Source organism: Streptomyces nanshensis, assembly GCF_001751255.1.
Lineage (GTDB): Bacteria > Actinomycetota > Actinomycetes > Streptomycetales > Streptomycetaceae > Streptomyces > Streptomyces nanshensis_A.
On the sequence record NZ_LJGW01000130.1, the window covers coordinates 1 to 16,002 of the forward strand.

General features: G+C 68.2%; 15 protein-coding genes. 14 read left to right on the forward strand and 1 reads right to left on the reverse strand.

Annotation, left to right across the window (positions count from 1 at the left end; genetic code table 11):
• Nucleotides 1-162: 162 nt before the first annotated feature.
• From AN218_RS07565 to AN218_RS07600, 9 genes are all read left to right on the forward strand, one after another.
• On the forward strand, nucleotides 163-1,167 hold the full coding sequence (locus AN218_RS07565; RefSeq protein ID WP_141747498.1) for a DUF932 domain-containing protein: 1,005 nt from the start codon (nucleotides 163-165) through the stop codon (nucleotides 1,165-1,167).
• Nucleotides 1,168-1,249: 82 nt separating this feature from the next.
• Nucleotides 1,250-1,933, forward strand: coding sequence for a hypothetical protein (locus AN218_RS07570; protein ID WP_141747499.1), 684 nt, complete (start codon nucleotides 1,250-1,252; stop codon nucleotides 1,931-1,933).
• A 340-nt stretch (nucleotides 1,934-2,273) separates the two neighbouring features.
• Nucleotides 2,274-2,522, forward strand: a complete 249-nt coding sequence (locus AN218_RS07575; RefSeq protein ID WP_070015993.1) for a hypothetical protein — start codon at nucleotides 2,274-2,276, stop codon at nucleotides 2,520-2,522.
• Nucleotides 2,523-2,681: 159 nt separating this feature from the next.
• Nucleotides 2,682-4,745 (forward strand): NAD-dependent DNA ligase LigA, encoded by a 2,064-nt coding sequence (ligA, locus tag AN218_RS07580; protein WP_070015994.1) that lies wholly within the window; start codon nucleotides 2,682-2,684, stop codon nucleotides 4,743-4,745.
• Between the two features lie 329 nt (nucleotides 4,746-5,074).
• On the forward strand, nucleotides 5,075-5,827 hold the full coding sequence (locus AN218_RS07585) for a toxin glutamine deamidase domain-containing protein (protein ID WP_141747500.1): 753 nt from the start codon (nucleotides 5,075-5,077) through the stop codon (nucleotides 5,825-5,827).
• Nucleotides 5,828-5,898: 71 nt separating this feature from the next.
• Nucleotides 5,899-6,195: a hypothetical protein gene (locus AN218_RS07590; RefSeq protein WP_070015996.1), complete on the forward strand. Its 297-nt coding sequence runs from the start codon at nucleotides 5,899-5,901 to the stop codon at nucleotides 6,193-6,195.
• A gap of 5 nt (nucleotides 6,196-6,200) precedes the next feature.
• Nucleotides 6,201-6,326 carry a hypothetical protein gene (locus AN218_RS38705; protein WP_275936961.1) on the forward strand — a complete coding sequence of 42 codons (126 nt, stop codon included), beginning with the start codon at nucleotides 6,201-6,203 and terminating at the stop codon, nucleotides 6,324-6,326.
• A gap of 495 nt (nucleotides 6,327-6,821) precedes the next feature.
• Nucleotides 6,822-7,010, forward strand: coding sequence for a hypothetical protein (locus AN218_RS07595; protein ID WP_070015997.1), 189 nt, complete (start codon nucleotides 6,822-6,824; stop codon nucleotides 7,008-7,010).
• Nucleotides 7,011-7,122: 112 nt separating this feature from the next.
• On the forward strand, nucleotides 7,123-7,959 hold the full coding sequence (locus AN218_RS07600; protein WP_070015998.1) for a nitrilase-related carbon-nitrogen hydrolase: 837 nt from the start codon (nucleotides 7,123-7,125) through the stop codon (nucleotides 7,957-7,959).
• An 80-nt stretch (nucleotides 7,960-8,039) separates the two neighbouring features.
• Here the strand turns inward: AN218_RS07600 and AN218_RS07605 are convergent, their stop codons facing one another.
• On the reverse strand, nucleotides 8,040-10,043 hold the full coding sequence (locus AN218_RS07605; RefSeq protein WP_070015999.1) for a hypothetical protein: 2,004 nt from the start codon (nucleotides 10,041-10,043) through the stop codon (nucleotides 8,040-8,042).
• A 389-nt stretch (nucleotides 10,044-10,432) separates the two neighbouring features.
• Here AN218_RS07605 and AN218_RS07610 point away from each other — a divergent pair, with 389 nt between their 5' ends.
• The 5 genes from AN218_RS07610 (at nucleotide 10,433) to AN218_RS07630 (ending at nucleotide 15,858) form a co-directional block, all read left to right on the forward strand.
• Entirely contained in the window at nucleotides 10,433-10,639 is a 207-nt protein-coding gene (locus AN218_RS07610) for a hypothetical protein (RefSeq protein WP_070016000.1), read from the forward strand.
• Nucleotides 10,640-10,705: 66 nt separating this feature from the next.
• On the forward strand, nucleotides 10,706-11,626 hold the full coding sequence (locus AN218_RS07615; RefSeq protein ID WP_070016001.1) for a hypothetical protein: 921 nt from the start codon (nucleotides 10,706-10,708) through the stop codon (nucleotides 11,624-11,626).
• A gap of 1,366 nt (nucleotides 11,627-12,992) precedes the next feature.
• Entirely contained in the window at nucleotides 12,993-13,892 is a 900-nt protein-coding gene (locus tag AN218_RS07620; protein WP_070016002.1) for a ParA family protein, read from the forward strand.
• 595 nt (nucleotides 13,893-14,487) lie between these two features.
• On the forward strand, nucleotides 14,488-14,862 hold the full coding sequence (locus AN218_RS07625) for a hypothetical protein (protein ID WP_141747502.1): 375 nt from the start codon (nucleotides 14,488-14,490) through the stop codon (nucleotides 14,860-14,862).
• Nucleotides 14,863-15,321: 459 nt separating this feature from the next.
• Nucleotides 15,322-15,858: a hypothetical protein gene (locus AN218_RS07630; protein WP_070016004.1), complete on the forward strand. Its 537-nt coding sequence runs from the start codon at nucleotides 15,322-15,324 to the stop codon at nucleotides 15,856-15,858.
• Nucleotides 15,859-16,002 lie beyond the last annotated feature (144 nt).

Genomic DNA, 16,002 nt, shown 5'->3' on the forward strand with positions numbered 1-16,002 from the left:
CGCCGCCCGGCTGGGCGGCGTCTCCCCCTTCTCTGTGCCAAGCGCCGTGGCCGCTCACCCGCCTCGAAGTTTTGACACGTAAACCTTGTTTCTACACCCCTTCTCAGGTAGATTAATGACTGAGCGAGGGGCGCGGGGCCCCTCGGGATCAAGGAGTTACCTGTGACTGCTGTGCTGGACACGCCGCTTCCCGACCACGCTCTGCGCATGCCGAGCCGCCCGAACGCCTGGACCATCCTCGGCACCAGCGTCCAGAGCGCGGACACCGCAGCCGAGGCGCTGGACATGGCGAACATGCGGGGCTGGAACGTGCGCCTGCTGGGCGATGTCAACGCCACGTGCGTGGACGAGACGGGCGTGACCACCCTGAAGATGCCGGACACCCGCGCCAACGTGCGCACCAACCCCATCACCGGGGAGACGGAGTACCTGGGCAAGGTCGGCCGCAAGTACAACCCGGTCGACATCGAGGAGCACGAGGACGTGCTCGACATGATCCGCCGCGAGAGCGACGCCACCTTCCACCGGGCCGGGGCCTACGACAACGGGCGGCGCTTCTTCATCTCCATGACGCTCCCCGAGGTACTCCGCATCGGCGGCTTCGACCAGCACCAGATGCACGTGACGCTCTTCGGCAGCCACGACGCCTCCAGCAGCAACTCCTTCCACATCGGCCCCACCCGCCTGGACTGCGGGAACATGCAGCGGTTCATCATCAAGGGCGCACAGCACTCCTACTCGATCCCGCACACCGCCTCGGCGCAGGTGAAGATCGCCGAGGTCCACAAGGCGCTGGCGACCCTCTTCGACTGGCAGGACGCGTTCGAGCGCGAGGCGAACCGGATGCTCAACACCCCGGTCAGCCTGGGCCAGTTCGAGACGCTCGTGAACACGATCTGGCCGGTGCCGACCAGCCCCGGCAAGGTTCAGCGGACCAACTTCCAGAACCGCATGGACACCCTGCGCACGCTGTTCGAGGACGCGGACACCCAGGAGAGCATCCGGGGTACCGGCTGGGCGGCCTGGAACGCCTTCGGCGAGTACCTGGACCACTACGCCCGCGCCAAGACCGCCGCCACCCGCGCCGCCCGGTCCCTGTCGGACAAGGGGGACGTCACCACGCGCAAGACGGAGGCCTACACCAACCTGCTGGCGCTCGCCGCCTGACCCATCCCGCACCGCCCGGGGGCCGTACGGCCCCCGGGCGCACGGCCGCCCACTCCTCTCACCCGCCGAAAGGTCCAAGCCCGTGACCGCATTGCCGCCCGAGAGCGCCATGCGCTTCATGCGCTACGCCATCCACGGCGTCGCCGAACTGCCCTCAGCATGCGAGGCCGACGCTCCCCCGATGCGGGCGGGCGAGCTGCACGTGACCTACGTCAGCCACGACGGCTCCCCGTGGAAGCTGGACACTGCCCTGCTCAAGGGCCGGTACGCCGCGAACGCGGAGATGCCGCGCTTCAGCGGTCGCACCGCCTGCCCCGTCATGATCCATCCGTTCCGGCCCGACTACGCCTCCTCGGCGTGGGTCCTCGCGCTCATCGAGGCCGTGCGCACTCCGGCTGTCGCCGTTGCGGACCCGGCGGAGGGGGTTGAGCTGTCACTGGTCCAGGACCAGGGCATCCGCACCCGGCACGTCGCCGTCGCGGCAGCAGCGGGGACCGTCCACCCCGAGGTGGTCCCTCCTCTGCGGCCGGAGCGCGCGAAGCTGACCTACCGCAGTGATGACGGCTCCCCCTGGGAGTTGGAGTCCGTGGACTTCCGGGGGCTCTACGCCGCGATCGGCCCGGAGCCGGGGCCGGGTCAGCGCCAGGGCCGCGCACCTGTCCACGCCCTGTGCGCCTCTGCGGTGGCGACCGCGCCGCTGTGGGTCCGCGACTTCATCACGGAGCACAGCACCCCTCCCCCGCTGGCCGATCCGCCGCCGCACTGACCCGCCGCTCGGTCCCCCGCAGCCGAGCGGCCCATGGCCCGGCCTGCCCTCCCCGCAGCGGGCCGGGCCACCACCCACGCCCTTGTACGCACGACCCGTCCAGGAAGGACAGCCCCTCCCGTGACCGCCGAGACCACCAGTCCCACCGACGCGGCAGCCACCCCCGACTATCCCGAGACCATCAACGGCCTCAAGGTCATGGCCGTCGAGTTCGCCTCTCAGCACGCCCGACAAGCCCGTCCACTTCAAGCAGATCGTCAAGCTCCTCCTCGAAGACGAATCGGAGGTCTACGCCTGCGTCTGGAAGCGGTGCGGCTTCACCGCGGAGACCCCCTGGGGCGTGCGCCCGCACCTGAAGGTGCACAAGCCCCACACCGAGCACAGCAGCGGCGCCAAGCCGCTGGACGTCTCCACGCTGCCGGTCAGCGAAGTGCTCGCGCTGGCCCAGGAGATGGCGGATTCCCGCCGGGAACAGGCCAGCGGCGCGCGGGAGCTGGAGCGGCTGAAGGTCTCCGCAGACGGATGGAAGCGGCGCGCTCTGGAGGCCGAGGGCAAGCTCCGGAACATGCGCAAGGCCCTCGCCGAGTAGCACCACCGACACGCGGCCCCGTCCAAGCCGCCACGTCATCCGTCTTCCTGCCGCTCGCCGGCACTTCGCTGCCGCGACCCGGCGGCAGGGCCTCCTCCCCCATCTCCCCGCACCCACGCATCGCGCCGCGATGTCAGACCTTCACGGAAGGATCATCGTATGACGACCGCCCCCGCAAGCTCCCCGGCCACCACCCGTGAGGCCTACAACCAGGCCGTCGACGCCGCATTGACCGCGTGCGCCGCCTACTACGGCGACGGGGACACCAAGCTCGACGACTTCACCTACGACACCCTCGTCCACCACATCGCCGCGTACGAGCGCGCCCACCCCGAGCACATCCGCCCGGACTCCCCCACCGGGAAGGTCGGCGGCGGTGCAGCCCCGAGCGGCGACGTCCCGCACACCGTCCCGATGCTCAGCCTCGACAACGTCTACAGCGCCGACGAGCTGCGCAAGTGGAGCGTCTCGCTGACCCGCCGCCTGGGCGGACCGCTGCACGGCGGGTACGCAGTCGAGTTGAAGCTCGACGGCCAGGCAGTGGCCGCCCGCTACCGCAACGGCCGTCTCGTCCAGCTCCTCACTCGCGGCAGCGGCACGCACGGCGAGGACATCTCCGCGGCCATCGGCAGCATCGTCGGCCTGCCCGAACAGCTCGCGCTGGAGGCAACCGTTGAGATCCGCGGGGAAGCGCTGCTGACCCGTGAGCAGTTCGAGAAGGCCAACGAGCAGCGGAAGGCCCACGGCGACAAGCCCTTCTCCAACCCGCGCAACGGCACGGCGGGCACGCTGCGCGGGGCGGCCTCCCGCGCCTACGTCATCGAGACGACGTTCTTCGCCTACGGCGTGGTCGGGCTGGACGGCGAGGAGTTCGGCGTGCCGGGCGACACGCACGAGGCCGTGATGGCGCGGGTCGCCGAGGCCGGAGTGCAGACCACCGCCGTGAGCGAGGCGGGGCTGCTGGTGTGCACGATCCTGGAGGACGTGCAGGCACGGATCGAGGAGATCACCGCTCTGCGCCCGGAGTTGCCCTTCGGGATCGACGGCGTGGTCGTCAAGGCCAACGACTTCGCCGAGCAGGAGGCGGCCGGGTTCGCCACCCGGCACCCGCACTGGGCGACTGCCTACAAGCTGCCCAGCGTGGAGCGGCAGACCAAGCTCCTGGATGTCGAGTGGAACGTCGGCCGCACCGGCATCATCGCCCCCACCGCGGTGCTGGAGGCGGTCGAGGTGGACGGCAGCATCGTGAGGAAGGCGACGCTGCACAACCCCACGTTCATCCGCGACAGCGGCATGATGATCGGCGACGTGGTGACGGTCTGGAAGGCCGGAGACATCATCCCCCGCATCGAGGCACCGGTCGTCGACGCGCGCACGGGTACGGAGACCCCGGTCGTCTTCCCCGAGGCGTGCCCCACCTGCGGCGGTGGCATCGACACCTCCGGCGAGCGGTGGGAGTGCGCCGACGGCACCGGCGGCGGCTGCGGCCTCCTCGCCGCCCTGCGCTACGCCGTCGGCCGGGACCAGCTCGACATCGACGGCCTCGGCGCCACCTTCATCGAGGCTCTCGTCGAGGATGGGGCCGTAGCCGACGTCGCCGACCTGTTCACTCTCACTCGCCCGCAGCTGGTGAAGGCGACCCGGAGCGAGAAGCGCGCGGACACGCTGCTGGAGCGGATCGCCGCGGCGAAGGACAAGCCCCTCAACCGCGTCTTTTGTGCGCTGGGGATCGTGCGCACCGGCCGGACTCTCTCCCGCCAGATCGCCCGCCACTTCGGCACCATGGACGCAATCCGCGCCGCGGACGCCGAGGCCCTGGCCGCCGTGCCGAAGCTGCCCGGCGCGAACGCCCCCAAGATCGCTGCGCACATCGCGCAGATGGGACCGGTCATCGACAAGCTTGCCGCGGCCGGGGTCACCATGACCGAGCCCGGCGGCGCCCCCACCGACGGCGGCGATGAGCCTGCCGCCAAGCCGCTGGCCGGGCAGGTCGTCGTCGTCACGGGCGGCATGAACGGCCCGCTGGCCGGGCGCAACCGGGCGGAGATGAACGAGCTGATCGAGAACGCGGGCGGGACCTCCTCCAGCAGCGTGTCGAGGAAGACGACGCTGCTGGTCGCCGGAGACGGCGCCGGGTCCAAGCTCGCCAAGGCCCAGCAGCTGGGCACGACGGTCCTGGGCGAGCAGGAGTTCGCCGACCTGCTCGGTGACCACCTGAGCTGACACGCGGGAACGACCACGGCGGGGCGGCCCCACCTGGGGTCGCCCCGCCGTCGCATGTGCCGCGCCGACCCCTCCCCCGCAGAGCACCGGCCCGTCGGGGCGCCGCTCATACCCCGCGAGTGGCGCCCGCCTCCCCCGGCACCAGAACCGCCTCGACGGCCGCCTGTTGACCGGACTCTGTCCACAGACGTACGGGCACAGCCTGCCGCCTGAACGGCCACGCCCGGTGGCCCGGACGCGGAGGTGAGCACCGCGTGTGCAGATCGCAGGCGCAGGGCGGCCGGCGCTGCCGTACGAGCAGCAACGCGCTGCGGCGGGCGAAGTACGCCGTGAAGTCTTCCGCCGCCGCCCGCCAGGTCGAGCAGGCCCTGGAGAGCGGCGAGTTGAAGGAGGGCTCCCCCGCCTATCAGGCCTACTCGGACGCGTTCTCTGCGCACTTGCGGAGCCGCGTCGCGGTGAATCAGGGCAGGGACGGCGCGGCCAGCCGCGCCGCCCTCGACGCCAAGCGGGACATGAACCGCGCGGCGCGTCTCGTCAAGGAGCAGAAGAGGGCGAAGCCCGCCTTGTCCGTGCAGGAGACCAACGCGCGCATCGACCATGACCTCCGGGAGGTCAACCCCCGGTGGTCACGGTTCGACCCCGCTTACTCCAACAACTGCACCAGCGTGGTGCAGGCGTACGAGCTGCGGCGACGCGGGCAAGAGGTGCAGGCCGGCCCCGTCGAAGGGGATGAGGAAAAGGGTCGCTCCATGTCCTCGATGGAGAACACGTGGGACACAAAGTTCACGCTGGCCTTGTCCTCAGGGGATGACATGGGCGACGGCGGACAGGTCGAGATCGAGAAGGCCTTCGCGGAGCCGGGCTCCCGCGGAATCATCGCGGTCATGTGGAAGTCCGGCGGTGCGCACGTGTTCAACGTGGAGAACGTCGGCGGCACGGTGCGCTTCGTCGACGGTCAGCGCACGCCGCCGCGCACCGATGCGTCGATGCACTTCTCACGCAGTGAGATGACGTTCTACATGCGGCTGGACGACAAGCCCACACCGCCGGCCCGGGCGACGGCTCCGTTCCTTCAGTCATAGCCTTGCAGGCTTGACCGTAGACCCCTTGTAAGGTAAATTAGTCAATACCTACAGGAAGGACGGCTTGGACCATGCCCCAGATCACGTACGACGAGGCGCGCGACCTGGTGCGCGCACAGCTGGAGCCGGGATGGACGCCGGGCACGTTCTGCCTGGACGACCGGAAGATCGTGGAGAACGACACGATGTTCGTCTTCGCGGTCGGGGCGCGGGAGCACCTGGTGGACGGGGACATCTCGTACGCCGTCGCGGGTTCGGTTCCGGTGGTCTACAAGGAGACCGGTGAGCTGGCGCTGCTGCCCTCCGTCGATGTCGGCACCGACCCGACCGTGACGCAGCGGCCCAACCCCGACCCCACGCTGCGATGATCCCCGTGCAGCGTGGATGCCCGCTCCATGTCGTGCTGCTGCGCCGTCCCGTGACGGCGCAGCAGCACCCTGCGACCATGGCGGCGTCCCCGCTCAACCCGGCCGCCTCAGCAGCGCAGGAGGAGATGTGACGCTTCGAAGGTTCTACGTCGCGGCGGCCGGCGCATGTCTGGTCACGGCCGCATGGCTCGGTTTCAGCGGCAGCACGGGCCCGAACACCCCGCCGTTGACCCTCGCGTGGATCCTGGTGGCGTCGATGTGGCTACGCTTCGCGGCCCGGCGGCCTCGTCCCGCAGCCCCGGCAGACCGCCTTCGCCGCGGGCGCTCCCTGCGCCAGCGGTGGGAGATCCGACGCCGCCGTCGCCGCGCGCTCGCCGCCGTTGAGCAGCGACGTCAGACGAACCTCGCGCTGCGCCGCGCGCAGCACTGACCCCTCTCCCGGCCCTTCCCCGGCCTCCCCCGACGGACAGGCCCCTGCCCGTAGCGCCGTGAATCCGCTTGTTGGCATCGGTTTTCCCAGGAATGGCCGTTGAAGTCGTCTGGGCGTACTGCGGTGTCTGGGGTGCTTACCGTCGGTGCCGACGGTAAGCACCCCAGACACCGCAAACGCACATCTGGGAGGGCGCGTGCTGGCATTGTTCGCCGTGCTGCAGTTGGGCGGCTTCGCGTGCGCCGCCGCCGGATGCTGGCGGAGCCTGATCCGGCCCACCGAGCACCGCCGGCGGATCGGGTTGCGGCTGTGCGTGACCGGCTTCGTCGCCTCCACGGTGACCTGGCTGGCCCTTCAGCTCGCCCTCCCCGGAGTCCTCGAATGAGCCCGTGCTACGGCACGCTGATCACCTCCGCCCGTACGCCCCCTGGTCGCCGGGGCCGACGCGCGGGTGCTCGTGGTGCTCGGCTCGGCGGGCGCAGGCGAGGCGGCCTGAGATGGCACGCATCGCGGTGGCCCAAGTGGATTGCACGCTCGGCGAAGTGGAGGCCAACGTCAAGGCTGCCCTCGAGCAGATCCGGGCCGCCGCGGCCGCGGGCGCAGACGTGGTGGCCTTCCCCGAACTCGCGTTGCACGGCTACGCCCTGGGGCGGATCGAGGATAGCGACCCCCTGCGAGCCGACGCCCCGCAGCTGACCCAACTCGCCGGACTCGGGCCGGACGTGCTGATGGGCTTCCACGAAGACGGAGGCATACGACGCTTCAACTCAGCCGCCTACCTCACCCCGAACGGGCCCCTCCACGTGCACAGGAAGCTCTCCCTGCCCACCTACCTGGCGTGGGAAGAGCTCAAGCACGCCAGTCCCGGTGACTCCCTCCGGGCCGTCGATACCAGGATCGGCCGTATCGCAACCCTCATCTGCAACGACGCCTGGCAGCCGGCGCTTCCGTGGCTCGCCGCGCAGGACGGCGCGGAGGTGCTCCTTGTGCCCGCGAACAGCGCCCAGGGGATGGGGCCGGACGCGCTCGACCTCATCACGATCTGGCGGGATCTCCTGCGGTTCATCGCGTGCATGCAGCAGTGCTGGGTGATCTTCTGCAATCGGGTCGGGACCGAGGCCGGGGCGCGGTTCTGGGGCGGGTCGTGCGTGCTCGCGCCGGGAGGCGAGCTCGTGGCGGAAGCATCGCTGTGGGAGCCGGGTCTCATCGTCGCCGACATCGAGGTATCTGCCGCCCGGCGCAGCCGCTTTCAGGTCCCGCTCCTTGCCGACGCCCGCCTGGAGCTGATCGAGCGCGAGGTCGCCCGGCTCATTCGCGAGCGCGCCGGCGCGTGAGCTCGCTGCCGGGCTCGGGGGACACGACGCGGCTGGATGCCCCGCCGTGGCATCCGGTACCCGGCCCGGCAGCGCACGGATCACCCGCTGCGGTCACCGTCGCGGCCGAGGGCGTCGGTGACGGCCACGGCCAGTCTTCCCGCCGAGGCGGCGAACGCGGATTCCGCCTGCGTCACGGCCTGCGGCTCCCAGGTCACCTGTTCCAATTCCGGCAGGTGCGGGACGGTCACCAGCCCCGCAACACCCCGTGCGCGCAGCGCCTCCCTCACGTCGTCGAGCTGGGCGGCGCTGATGTTCTGGCGTACCCGGTTGACGGTGAGGAGGGTGGGCACCACGGGCAAGTGCGCGCAGCCGTCGAGGAGGTAGGTTTCGACCTCGCGCGGCGGCCGGGGGCGGGCGATGTGCTCCAGTAGTTCCTCATGGGGCTGGAAGAGGTCCTCTTCCGGCGGGCGATCGGCCCACTCCTGCCGATGCTGCTGCCACAACGTGCGGCCCCACAGGGCGGTGGCCTCTTCCTCGATCTCCGTCAGGAATCGCTCTCGCAGCGCGGCCAGTTGATATCGGCCGGGTTCGCCGGGCTGGAGTCCGGCGCGGTTTCGGCCGCGGTTGTGCTCGGGCCACAGGGTGCGCACGGTCGGCCAGAGCCCGGGGTGGCGGCGTGTGCCCTCTGCGTCGATGCGGGCGAGGAACTCCTCCCTCCACCTGTCGAGGTGCGGCGCCTCCTCCTCGGTCGGGAGAGGCGAGAGGCCGTCGGCGAACAGCTCCTCCAGCTCCTCCACGAGGCCCCATTCGACCTCGGGAGCGGGCTCCTCGCCCTCCCTGAAGGCCTCGCGCAGGACTGCCCAGTGCGCGAACTCCACATCCAGAAGGGTCAGGAGCTCGGCGTCTGGGGTGCGCTCGTCATCGGGCGGGAACTCCATGAACGACCGCTCCAGCCAGGCCCACATCTGCACATGGTCGGGCCGGCGGTCGATCGTCTCGACCTCCACCCAGCGCTTGCCGATGTGGTCCGTGACGGCGAGGACGAGGTCCGCTTCACCGGCAAGGTCTCGGTGCTGAACCCCGCTTCCTGCGTCCAGCACGACCACCTCGTGCTCCTCACGGGCGCGAGCCAACAGAACCCGGGCCGCCGAAGGGTCATCGGGCAGCGCCGCCACGCTCAGCGAAGAGGCACCGGGCTGCCCGGTGGGCAGATCCTGCCACTGGCCCGGCGCGGGCGGTCCTGCCGGGTTCTGCCGGGTCAGTGGCGAGTTGGGGTCGGTGCCGACCAGGAGCCCGACGCGGCGTCCGCCGGCGAGCGCGCCGGCCAGATGCAGGGCCACCGTGCTGGTGCCCGTGCCACCGCGGCCGTCAGCGGCGGTGACCCCCACGACGCCCCGGACCTCACCGGCCGGCGGCCCGACCGGTCGCGGCTGGAGCTGCATGGGTTTGGGCCCGGCCAGCTCCTCCTGGCGAGGAGCGCGGTCCGCCCACGCCAGCACGCTGGTCTCCCGGTGCAAGCCGACGCGACGCAGGGCGCGGCTCCACAGCGCTGCCTCGCCCGGCGCGAAGCTGTCGACGAGTGCGTCCCACGCCTGCCGCTCCCCTACCGCGGCGGCGGCCTGGTCCCACAGCGGTTCGCAGCCGGCCTCCTCTGTTACTGCGCGAGCGTGGGCGACGTCGGCTCCCGTGGCGCGGATGGTGACGTGTGCGGCGCGGCCGTGGAGGTGCACGGTCAGGTCCCGGTACGGACCGGTGCGAGCTCGCAGGCCCGGCACGCCCGTGAGGCCGTCCGCGGCGCAGCTGGGCAGCAGGTGCAAGAGGAGGGCCGTCAGGTGCTGCGGGTGGGGCCACAGCACCAGGGACTCGACGCCAGGCGAGGCACCGGTGAGCCCGAACACCGCGCCCGGCACATGCTGTTGACCGGCCGCGGGCCGGGCGAGGGCGTGCAGCAGGGCCGCTTCGAAGTGGACTTGCTGCGGGTCAGCGGCGTCGGGCACGAGGCCGTAGCGCAGTCCATGACGGCGGTAGAAGGCCACGGCGGCCTGGTGAGGTTCGCCGGTGTAGGCGCGGCGCAGGCGCACGGCCTGGCGTTCGCTCGACATGAGGTGTTCCGTCCTGCGGCGCGACTACCCGGACCGGCGCGCCGACAGACGCAGGTGAACTCGCTGCAACTGACGTGGCATCGCCTCTTCCCGCCGGGTCGCATCGGTGGGTCCGGGCCACGGAGATGCGGACGGTGGCAGCAGTGTCTGCCGACCGACACCATACCCGGCCTCCAAGCACCACCGGGGCAACCCACCGCACGTCCCTGCCCGGCTGTGGCGTCGTCCAATTCGGCCTGGACAGGCACCCGTTGAGGCTGGTCAACGCTCCGGGGCGTGTTCGCTGAATCAGCTGATACCGGGACGTCACACGCAATCAGGCATAAATCGTTGACGTTGTCAGTGGTTTCTGAGAGGCTAATCATTGACGGCGACAACGATTAAGGGCGATGATGGCGAACAGGGAAGTCAAAGACATACTCAAGAAGCTGGACCGCGACCCCCGCTTCACCCACCGCAGGACCGGCAAGGGCCACCACCAAGTGCGCCTCGTCGAGACCAGCAAGGTGGTCGCCTACCTCCCCTCGACACCGTCCGACTCGCGCACATTGAAGAACTGCCTGGCCGACCTGAAGCGACACGGCTTCAAGCCATGACCCGCCACGGCGGGCAGGCAGCCCGCCGTGGCCCAACGAGCCACACGTAAGGAAGGAGAGGGCTCCATGTCCGAGGCCTACAGCGTCTACGCCGAACTCGCGGCCGCCCAGGTGACCGAGGATGCCGTAGAGCAGCTGTTCGACGCCCTGGCAGAGCACAGCCCCTCCGTCAGCCATGCCCCCAACGGCAACCTCTCCGTGCGCGTGTTCGTCGAGGCCGGCAACGTCGAAGCAGCCCTCCCTGCCGGCCTCAACACCATCAAGTCCGCGGCCCGCGAACTTCAGATCCCCGACGCAGTCGCCGGCGTCGAGATCATCACCGAAGGCGAACTCGACCGCCGGCTCACCGAACCGCCCGTCCCGCCGCTCGCCGGCATCAGCGAAATCGCCGACCTCGGCGGATTCAGCCGGCAGCGCGCGAAGGTCGTCGCCGAACGCAAGGATTTCCCTGACCCCGTCGACAACCTGGCGGGCGGTCCCATCTTCATCAAGGAACAGGTGACCCGCTTCTTCGCCACCTGGAAGCGAACCGTCGGCCGGCCCCCAAAGCCCGTCGACCTCACGCCACTCGAGAAGACCGTCCTTCAAGCCCTCGCCCTGCACCTTGAGCCGGCGCCCAACCACCAGAAGCTGGCCGACATCGCCGCGACGAACAGTGCCCTACCAGGAACTCCCGAGGACCTCACCAGCCTGCTCAATGCACTCACCGACGACCTCGTGCAGACCCTCGACGTCGCACGCCGGCGCCTGCGCGTACGCCTCTCCCCCACGGAGCAGCACCGACCCCGGTTGCTGGACACTCTCGAATCCCTGACTGCAAAGAAGCTCCTCAACACCCACAGCGGCCTCGCAATCGACAATTCCGCCCCGGCAGACATCGTCGTAACCGTCACCGACAAGGGACACCGACACTCCCAGGCCGACCTCCCCGCCAAGCCCGAGGGCGGGCCGGAGGTGCCCTGCGGGGAACCGTTTCGGAAGGCGTAGCTCCCAACGTGCGCTGGCACGGGGGTCCTGGGGAGGGGGGTGGAGGGAGCCAACAGCTCCCCGAAGTCGCTGATGAAGCAGCCCTTCAGCCCGAGATGCTTAGCCGTCACGGAGAGACCACATCGGCGATGTAGGACTCATCCAGCATCGCGCGGCCAAGGCTCGCAGCTCCCGGTTCTGCACCCCACTGTCATCTGCCAACCATCTGAACCGCTTCCGGCTTCACCCTTCCATCCCAGCCTCTCGTGGGCTCTCCTCGGGGTCTCGCCAGCGCACCGGTTCGGCGCAGTGCACTTGATCACGCCATGGTTGTCCGAGCCAGCGCGACCCCGTTTCGAGTCAAGCGTCTGGTTCTCTGATACGTACTCTGACCTGGGAATATACCGATAGATATAGCCATGTCTATGCCGGGTGCACAATCTATAACCATGGCGTTCCATATCACTTGCAATGCTGCTAGCTGAAGTCCTATGTCTGTTCCGATACACAGTCTCTTACGTGTGCTTATGAATATGGCTACCGATCACCCTTCCGATATCCCTTCCTTCCGTACTACCGCCCTCCCTTCCGTGCCTCGTTCTCTTCTCTCTTCTTTCTTATGGCTCTTGCTATCTACCGCCCTGTCCTCCTTATTTCCTCTCCGTTTACCTGTCCGCCTTCCTTGTTTCCATGCCTCTCTTCTCTTTGCCTTCCCGTCCTCCTCACTTGCGGCTTTTCTTCTGTGCTTGCACCCTTCCTTTCGCTCTTCTTTTGGTTATCTCTTCCGCCCCTTTGTGCTTACTTCCTTCCGTCTTTACGTCTTTCCGTGCCTACGTACTCACGTCCTTGCTGTGTTGCGCTCGTCCTTACGTCATGTTTTGCCTACTTCCAGCTCTCCATACGTGCGCGTGTCCTTAGGTACGCGCTGCTCCCCAACCGTTAGACCTGCTCTAGCGTCTACCGCCGCGCCGTGCGTACGTAGCGCCTATGGGACGCACTGCTCTCCAGTTGACAGACCGCCTGTAATGCCCTTGCGCCCGTTCTTCTTTCCAGCCGTCCGTGCAGTGGCCCTGCTTCCGGACTGCATTCCATGTGTGCTGGGCTCCTACCGACCTACCGCACCACCGCGCAGACGCTCTTGCGTCACTTCGCACGCGCCAGGGAACGCCCATACGTCTCATGGCTACTGCCGTCGTTCTTGACAAAGCCCGCCCTCAAGCTCCATCGAGCGACACGCAGCTCCTCAATCTCACCTGTGACAACTGCTATCGTCAGTGCGCATCGCGATATAGCTGACAGCAACATTGCGCGGCACTAGGCTCCGGAAGCACATTTCGCCGAGCTCATCAACCACGCACCGCCGCAGCCTCACTCCAGGAGGGGTCCCATGGACAAGATCGTCGTCGTGAGTCAGAAAGGCGGCCCAGGGAAGACGACGACTGCTGTCAACCTGGGCGCGGGGCTAGCCTTGACCGGCGAGCGAGTCTTGGTCGTGGACGTCGAGCCTCAGGCGCAAGCTGGCATCGCTCTGGGCATCCGGCTGGACAAGGCGAAGCGTCATCTCTCTCTCGGCCTGAAGCTGCAAGCAGCGGCTCAGGGCGTGGATGTGAGTTTGGACGACATCGTCATCGACCGTACGGAGATTCTCTCCAAGTGGCGGGGACACGGTCGACTGGCAGTGGTTGCCTCGGAGCAGTTCACGATGGCCAACGCCCAGCACATCCTGCATGCCGAGGGCAAGGGAGCGGTTGGCGTTCTCCGCGATCTGCTTGACGATCTGGATGAGCAGTTCGACTACGCCGTGATCGACACCCCGCCAGCGGTTGAGGCGCTCAACGCCGTGGCCCTTGCGGCCAGCGACTACGCAGTGACGTTGTGCCTCCCCAAGCACGCCACCGTTGAGGGCGCCGTGGCGATGCGTTCAACGATCAAGCACGTCCGAGAGCGCACGGGCATCGCAGATCCCAAGTACTTGGGAGCCATTCTCAACATGTCGGCGCCGCCGTCGGAGTGGACAAGCGAAGAGATCGAAGTCCGGAACCTCATGGTCGACGTGGGCCTCATGCCCTTCGTCACTGACATAAGGGATGACACACGCATCTCGCGGAGCTACGACTCCGGCGTTCCGTCCGTTATCGGCTTCGCGCGCCATGCGTGTGGGAAGCGCTATGCCGAGCTGCTCCAGGAGGTCCTGGACCGCATGGACTCGGACGAATCTGAGTGGGCCATCGCCCCCACCGCCGACCAGGTCCTGGGCTACGACGAGAAGGAGGAGGCAGATGTCTGAGGCATCCGCCGACTCTGACGGCAAGACGAAACCCGGCAAGTCAGCCGAGGCTTTCGGAGCTGTCCGGCGCCGCAGTTCGAGGCCTCGCTCGGGCGGTAAGGACCGTGCGGCTCGCGCTGCTGCCATGGAGCAGCAGGCAGCCGGGGTTGCCGATGCCGGCTTCTTGGGTTCAGGGGAGGAGAGCGCGGCCCCCTCCGCGGACGCCTCAGCTCCAACCACAGTCGCTCCTCCCGCAGTTCAGCCAGACCCGCAACCCCCCGTCGCTGCTCCTGAGCCATCGGCGAGCGTGCACGAGACGGCCCCGGAAAACGATGTGGAGCTACCCCAACAGAGCGTTACCTCAAGCGCTTCAGCCGGGGAGCAACGCAGTGCCGAGGAACAAGTGGAGCGGGCTCCTGCGGCGCCGCCTCCTCCCAGTAACACTGCTTCTCGGTCGCAGTCCAAGGGGGCGGGCACCGGCAAGCGTTCCGGGCGGGGAAGGGCTGCCTCCATCCCGACGTCGACCAGCTCGATGCACCCAGCGCATCAGCGTCTGCATAAGTCCTTCGCGGACTCGAGGACCAACTCCCGACAGTGGGAGACCGTTGGGGCCAACATGATTCCGCAGGTCTGGCAGATGCTCAGAAAGCGCATCGCTACGGACCGACGGTCTTCAGAGAACCGCGAACTCGCCGTCGGACACTACATGGATGTGGTCTTCCTCGACGCTCCTCTGGACGCTGGAAAGTTGATCAAGATGTACCAAGATCTGTCCACGCGCCTCATGGGGCGTTTGGGCAGCGGCGAGAAGACGACCCTGAGGCTGAGCCCCGGGGCTGCCGAACGAGCTGCCGACATCAAGGAGTTGCTCGACGAGGCCGACTACTCCCGGAAGGGCTTGTACGTGGTGTCGGCCCTCGCCGTTCGATACCTTGCCGAGCTGGATGAGGCTGGGCCGCTTCCTCAGCCTGAACTTCCCTCTCTCTTCTAGGCCTTGCTCGGCGCAAGGTCCCTGAAGCCCCGGTGATGCGCGATTTCACCGGGGCTTCGCGATGCGATGACTCGCCGTCCGCTTCCACGACACGCCGTGAGGCAACGACCAACTTCCTTCCGACGTTGCCCGGTGGGCGCGGCTCAACGTCACCAGCGGGCAAGAGGCCCCGTGAGGCATTCCGGTCTGCGGCTGGGATCTGGTGATGCGAGTGCATGAATAGGTCAATCCAAGCAGCTCCAGGATGCCTCTGACCTCCAGTTATACCGATAACAGTACCGATGCACCTTACCTTCACTATGCCGATCTACCTTCCGTCAGCTGCATTCACCCATATGCCCCTTCAATTTGTTACCGGCTGGTGCAGCGATGCGCCTACCGATGTGGCTGTCAGCGCATTCCCGCTGACTTTGAGGTAGCCTCAGCGGCGTCAGATCCGTCTCTCACCAGGAGCGCCGCATGCCACCGGGCACAGTTCTCAGCGCCAACGCGGTCGCCGTCGCTGCCGACGTTGAACGCAGCTGGGCCTATCGGGCGATCAAGGCTGGGGTGCTGTCCGAACCCTGCTTCCCCGCCGATGTCATCGTGCTCAAGGTCTACCGAGTGCTCTCGCAGTTCGTCTGGCCGGACAAGCCCCGTCAGCGCTCTGTCAAACATGACCTCGACACCTGGCAGCTCACAGCCCTCAACGCCACGCGGAATGCGGTCACCGACGACAGGACGACGCCCGAGACAACCCTCTACGTGCTGCAAAGCGCGACGTACGTCGAGCACACACGCACCGACCGAGCCCAGCTAGAGAGCTCTGCGCCTGATGGTGCGCAGGCCTCCCCGCTGGACGCTCAGACCGTCCTCAGGCTCCCGATCGGCCGCTGGATCGATGGGCTCGAAGCGGTTGTTGCCCGCACTCCACGGAGCGCACCGCGCCGCGTAGCCGTGAAGCCACAAGGTCGCAAGACTCCCCGACGCCGAGATGACTCACCGGGCCAGAAGTAACGCTTCAAGCCGGCCACATCCACTAGGAGGCTGACGTGACATCGCTCGCGACGCGCGTCGGTGTGCGCGGCCTTCTGCCAGATCGAGTCTCGACAGACCCGCCACCGAGCCAGGTGGTGGGCGGAGCAGGTTCTGCTCCGCCCA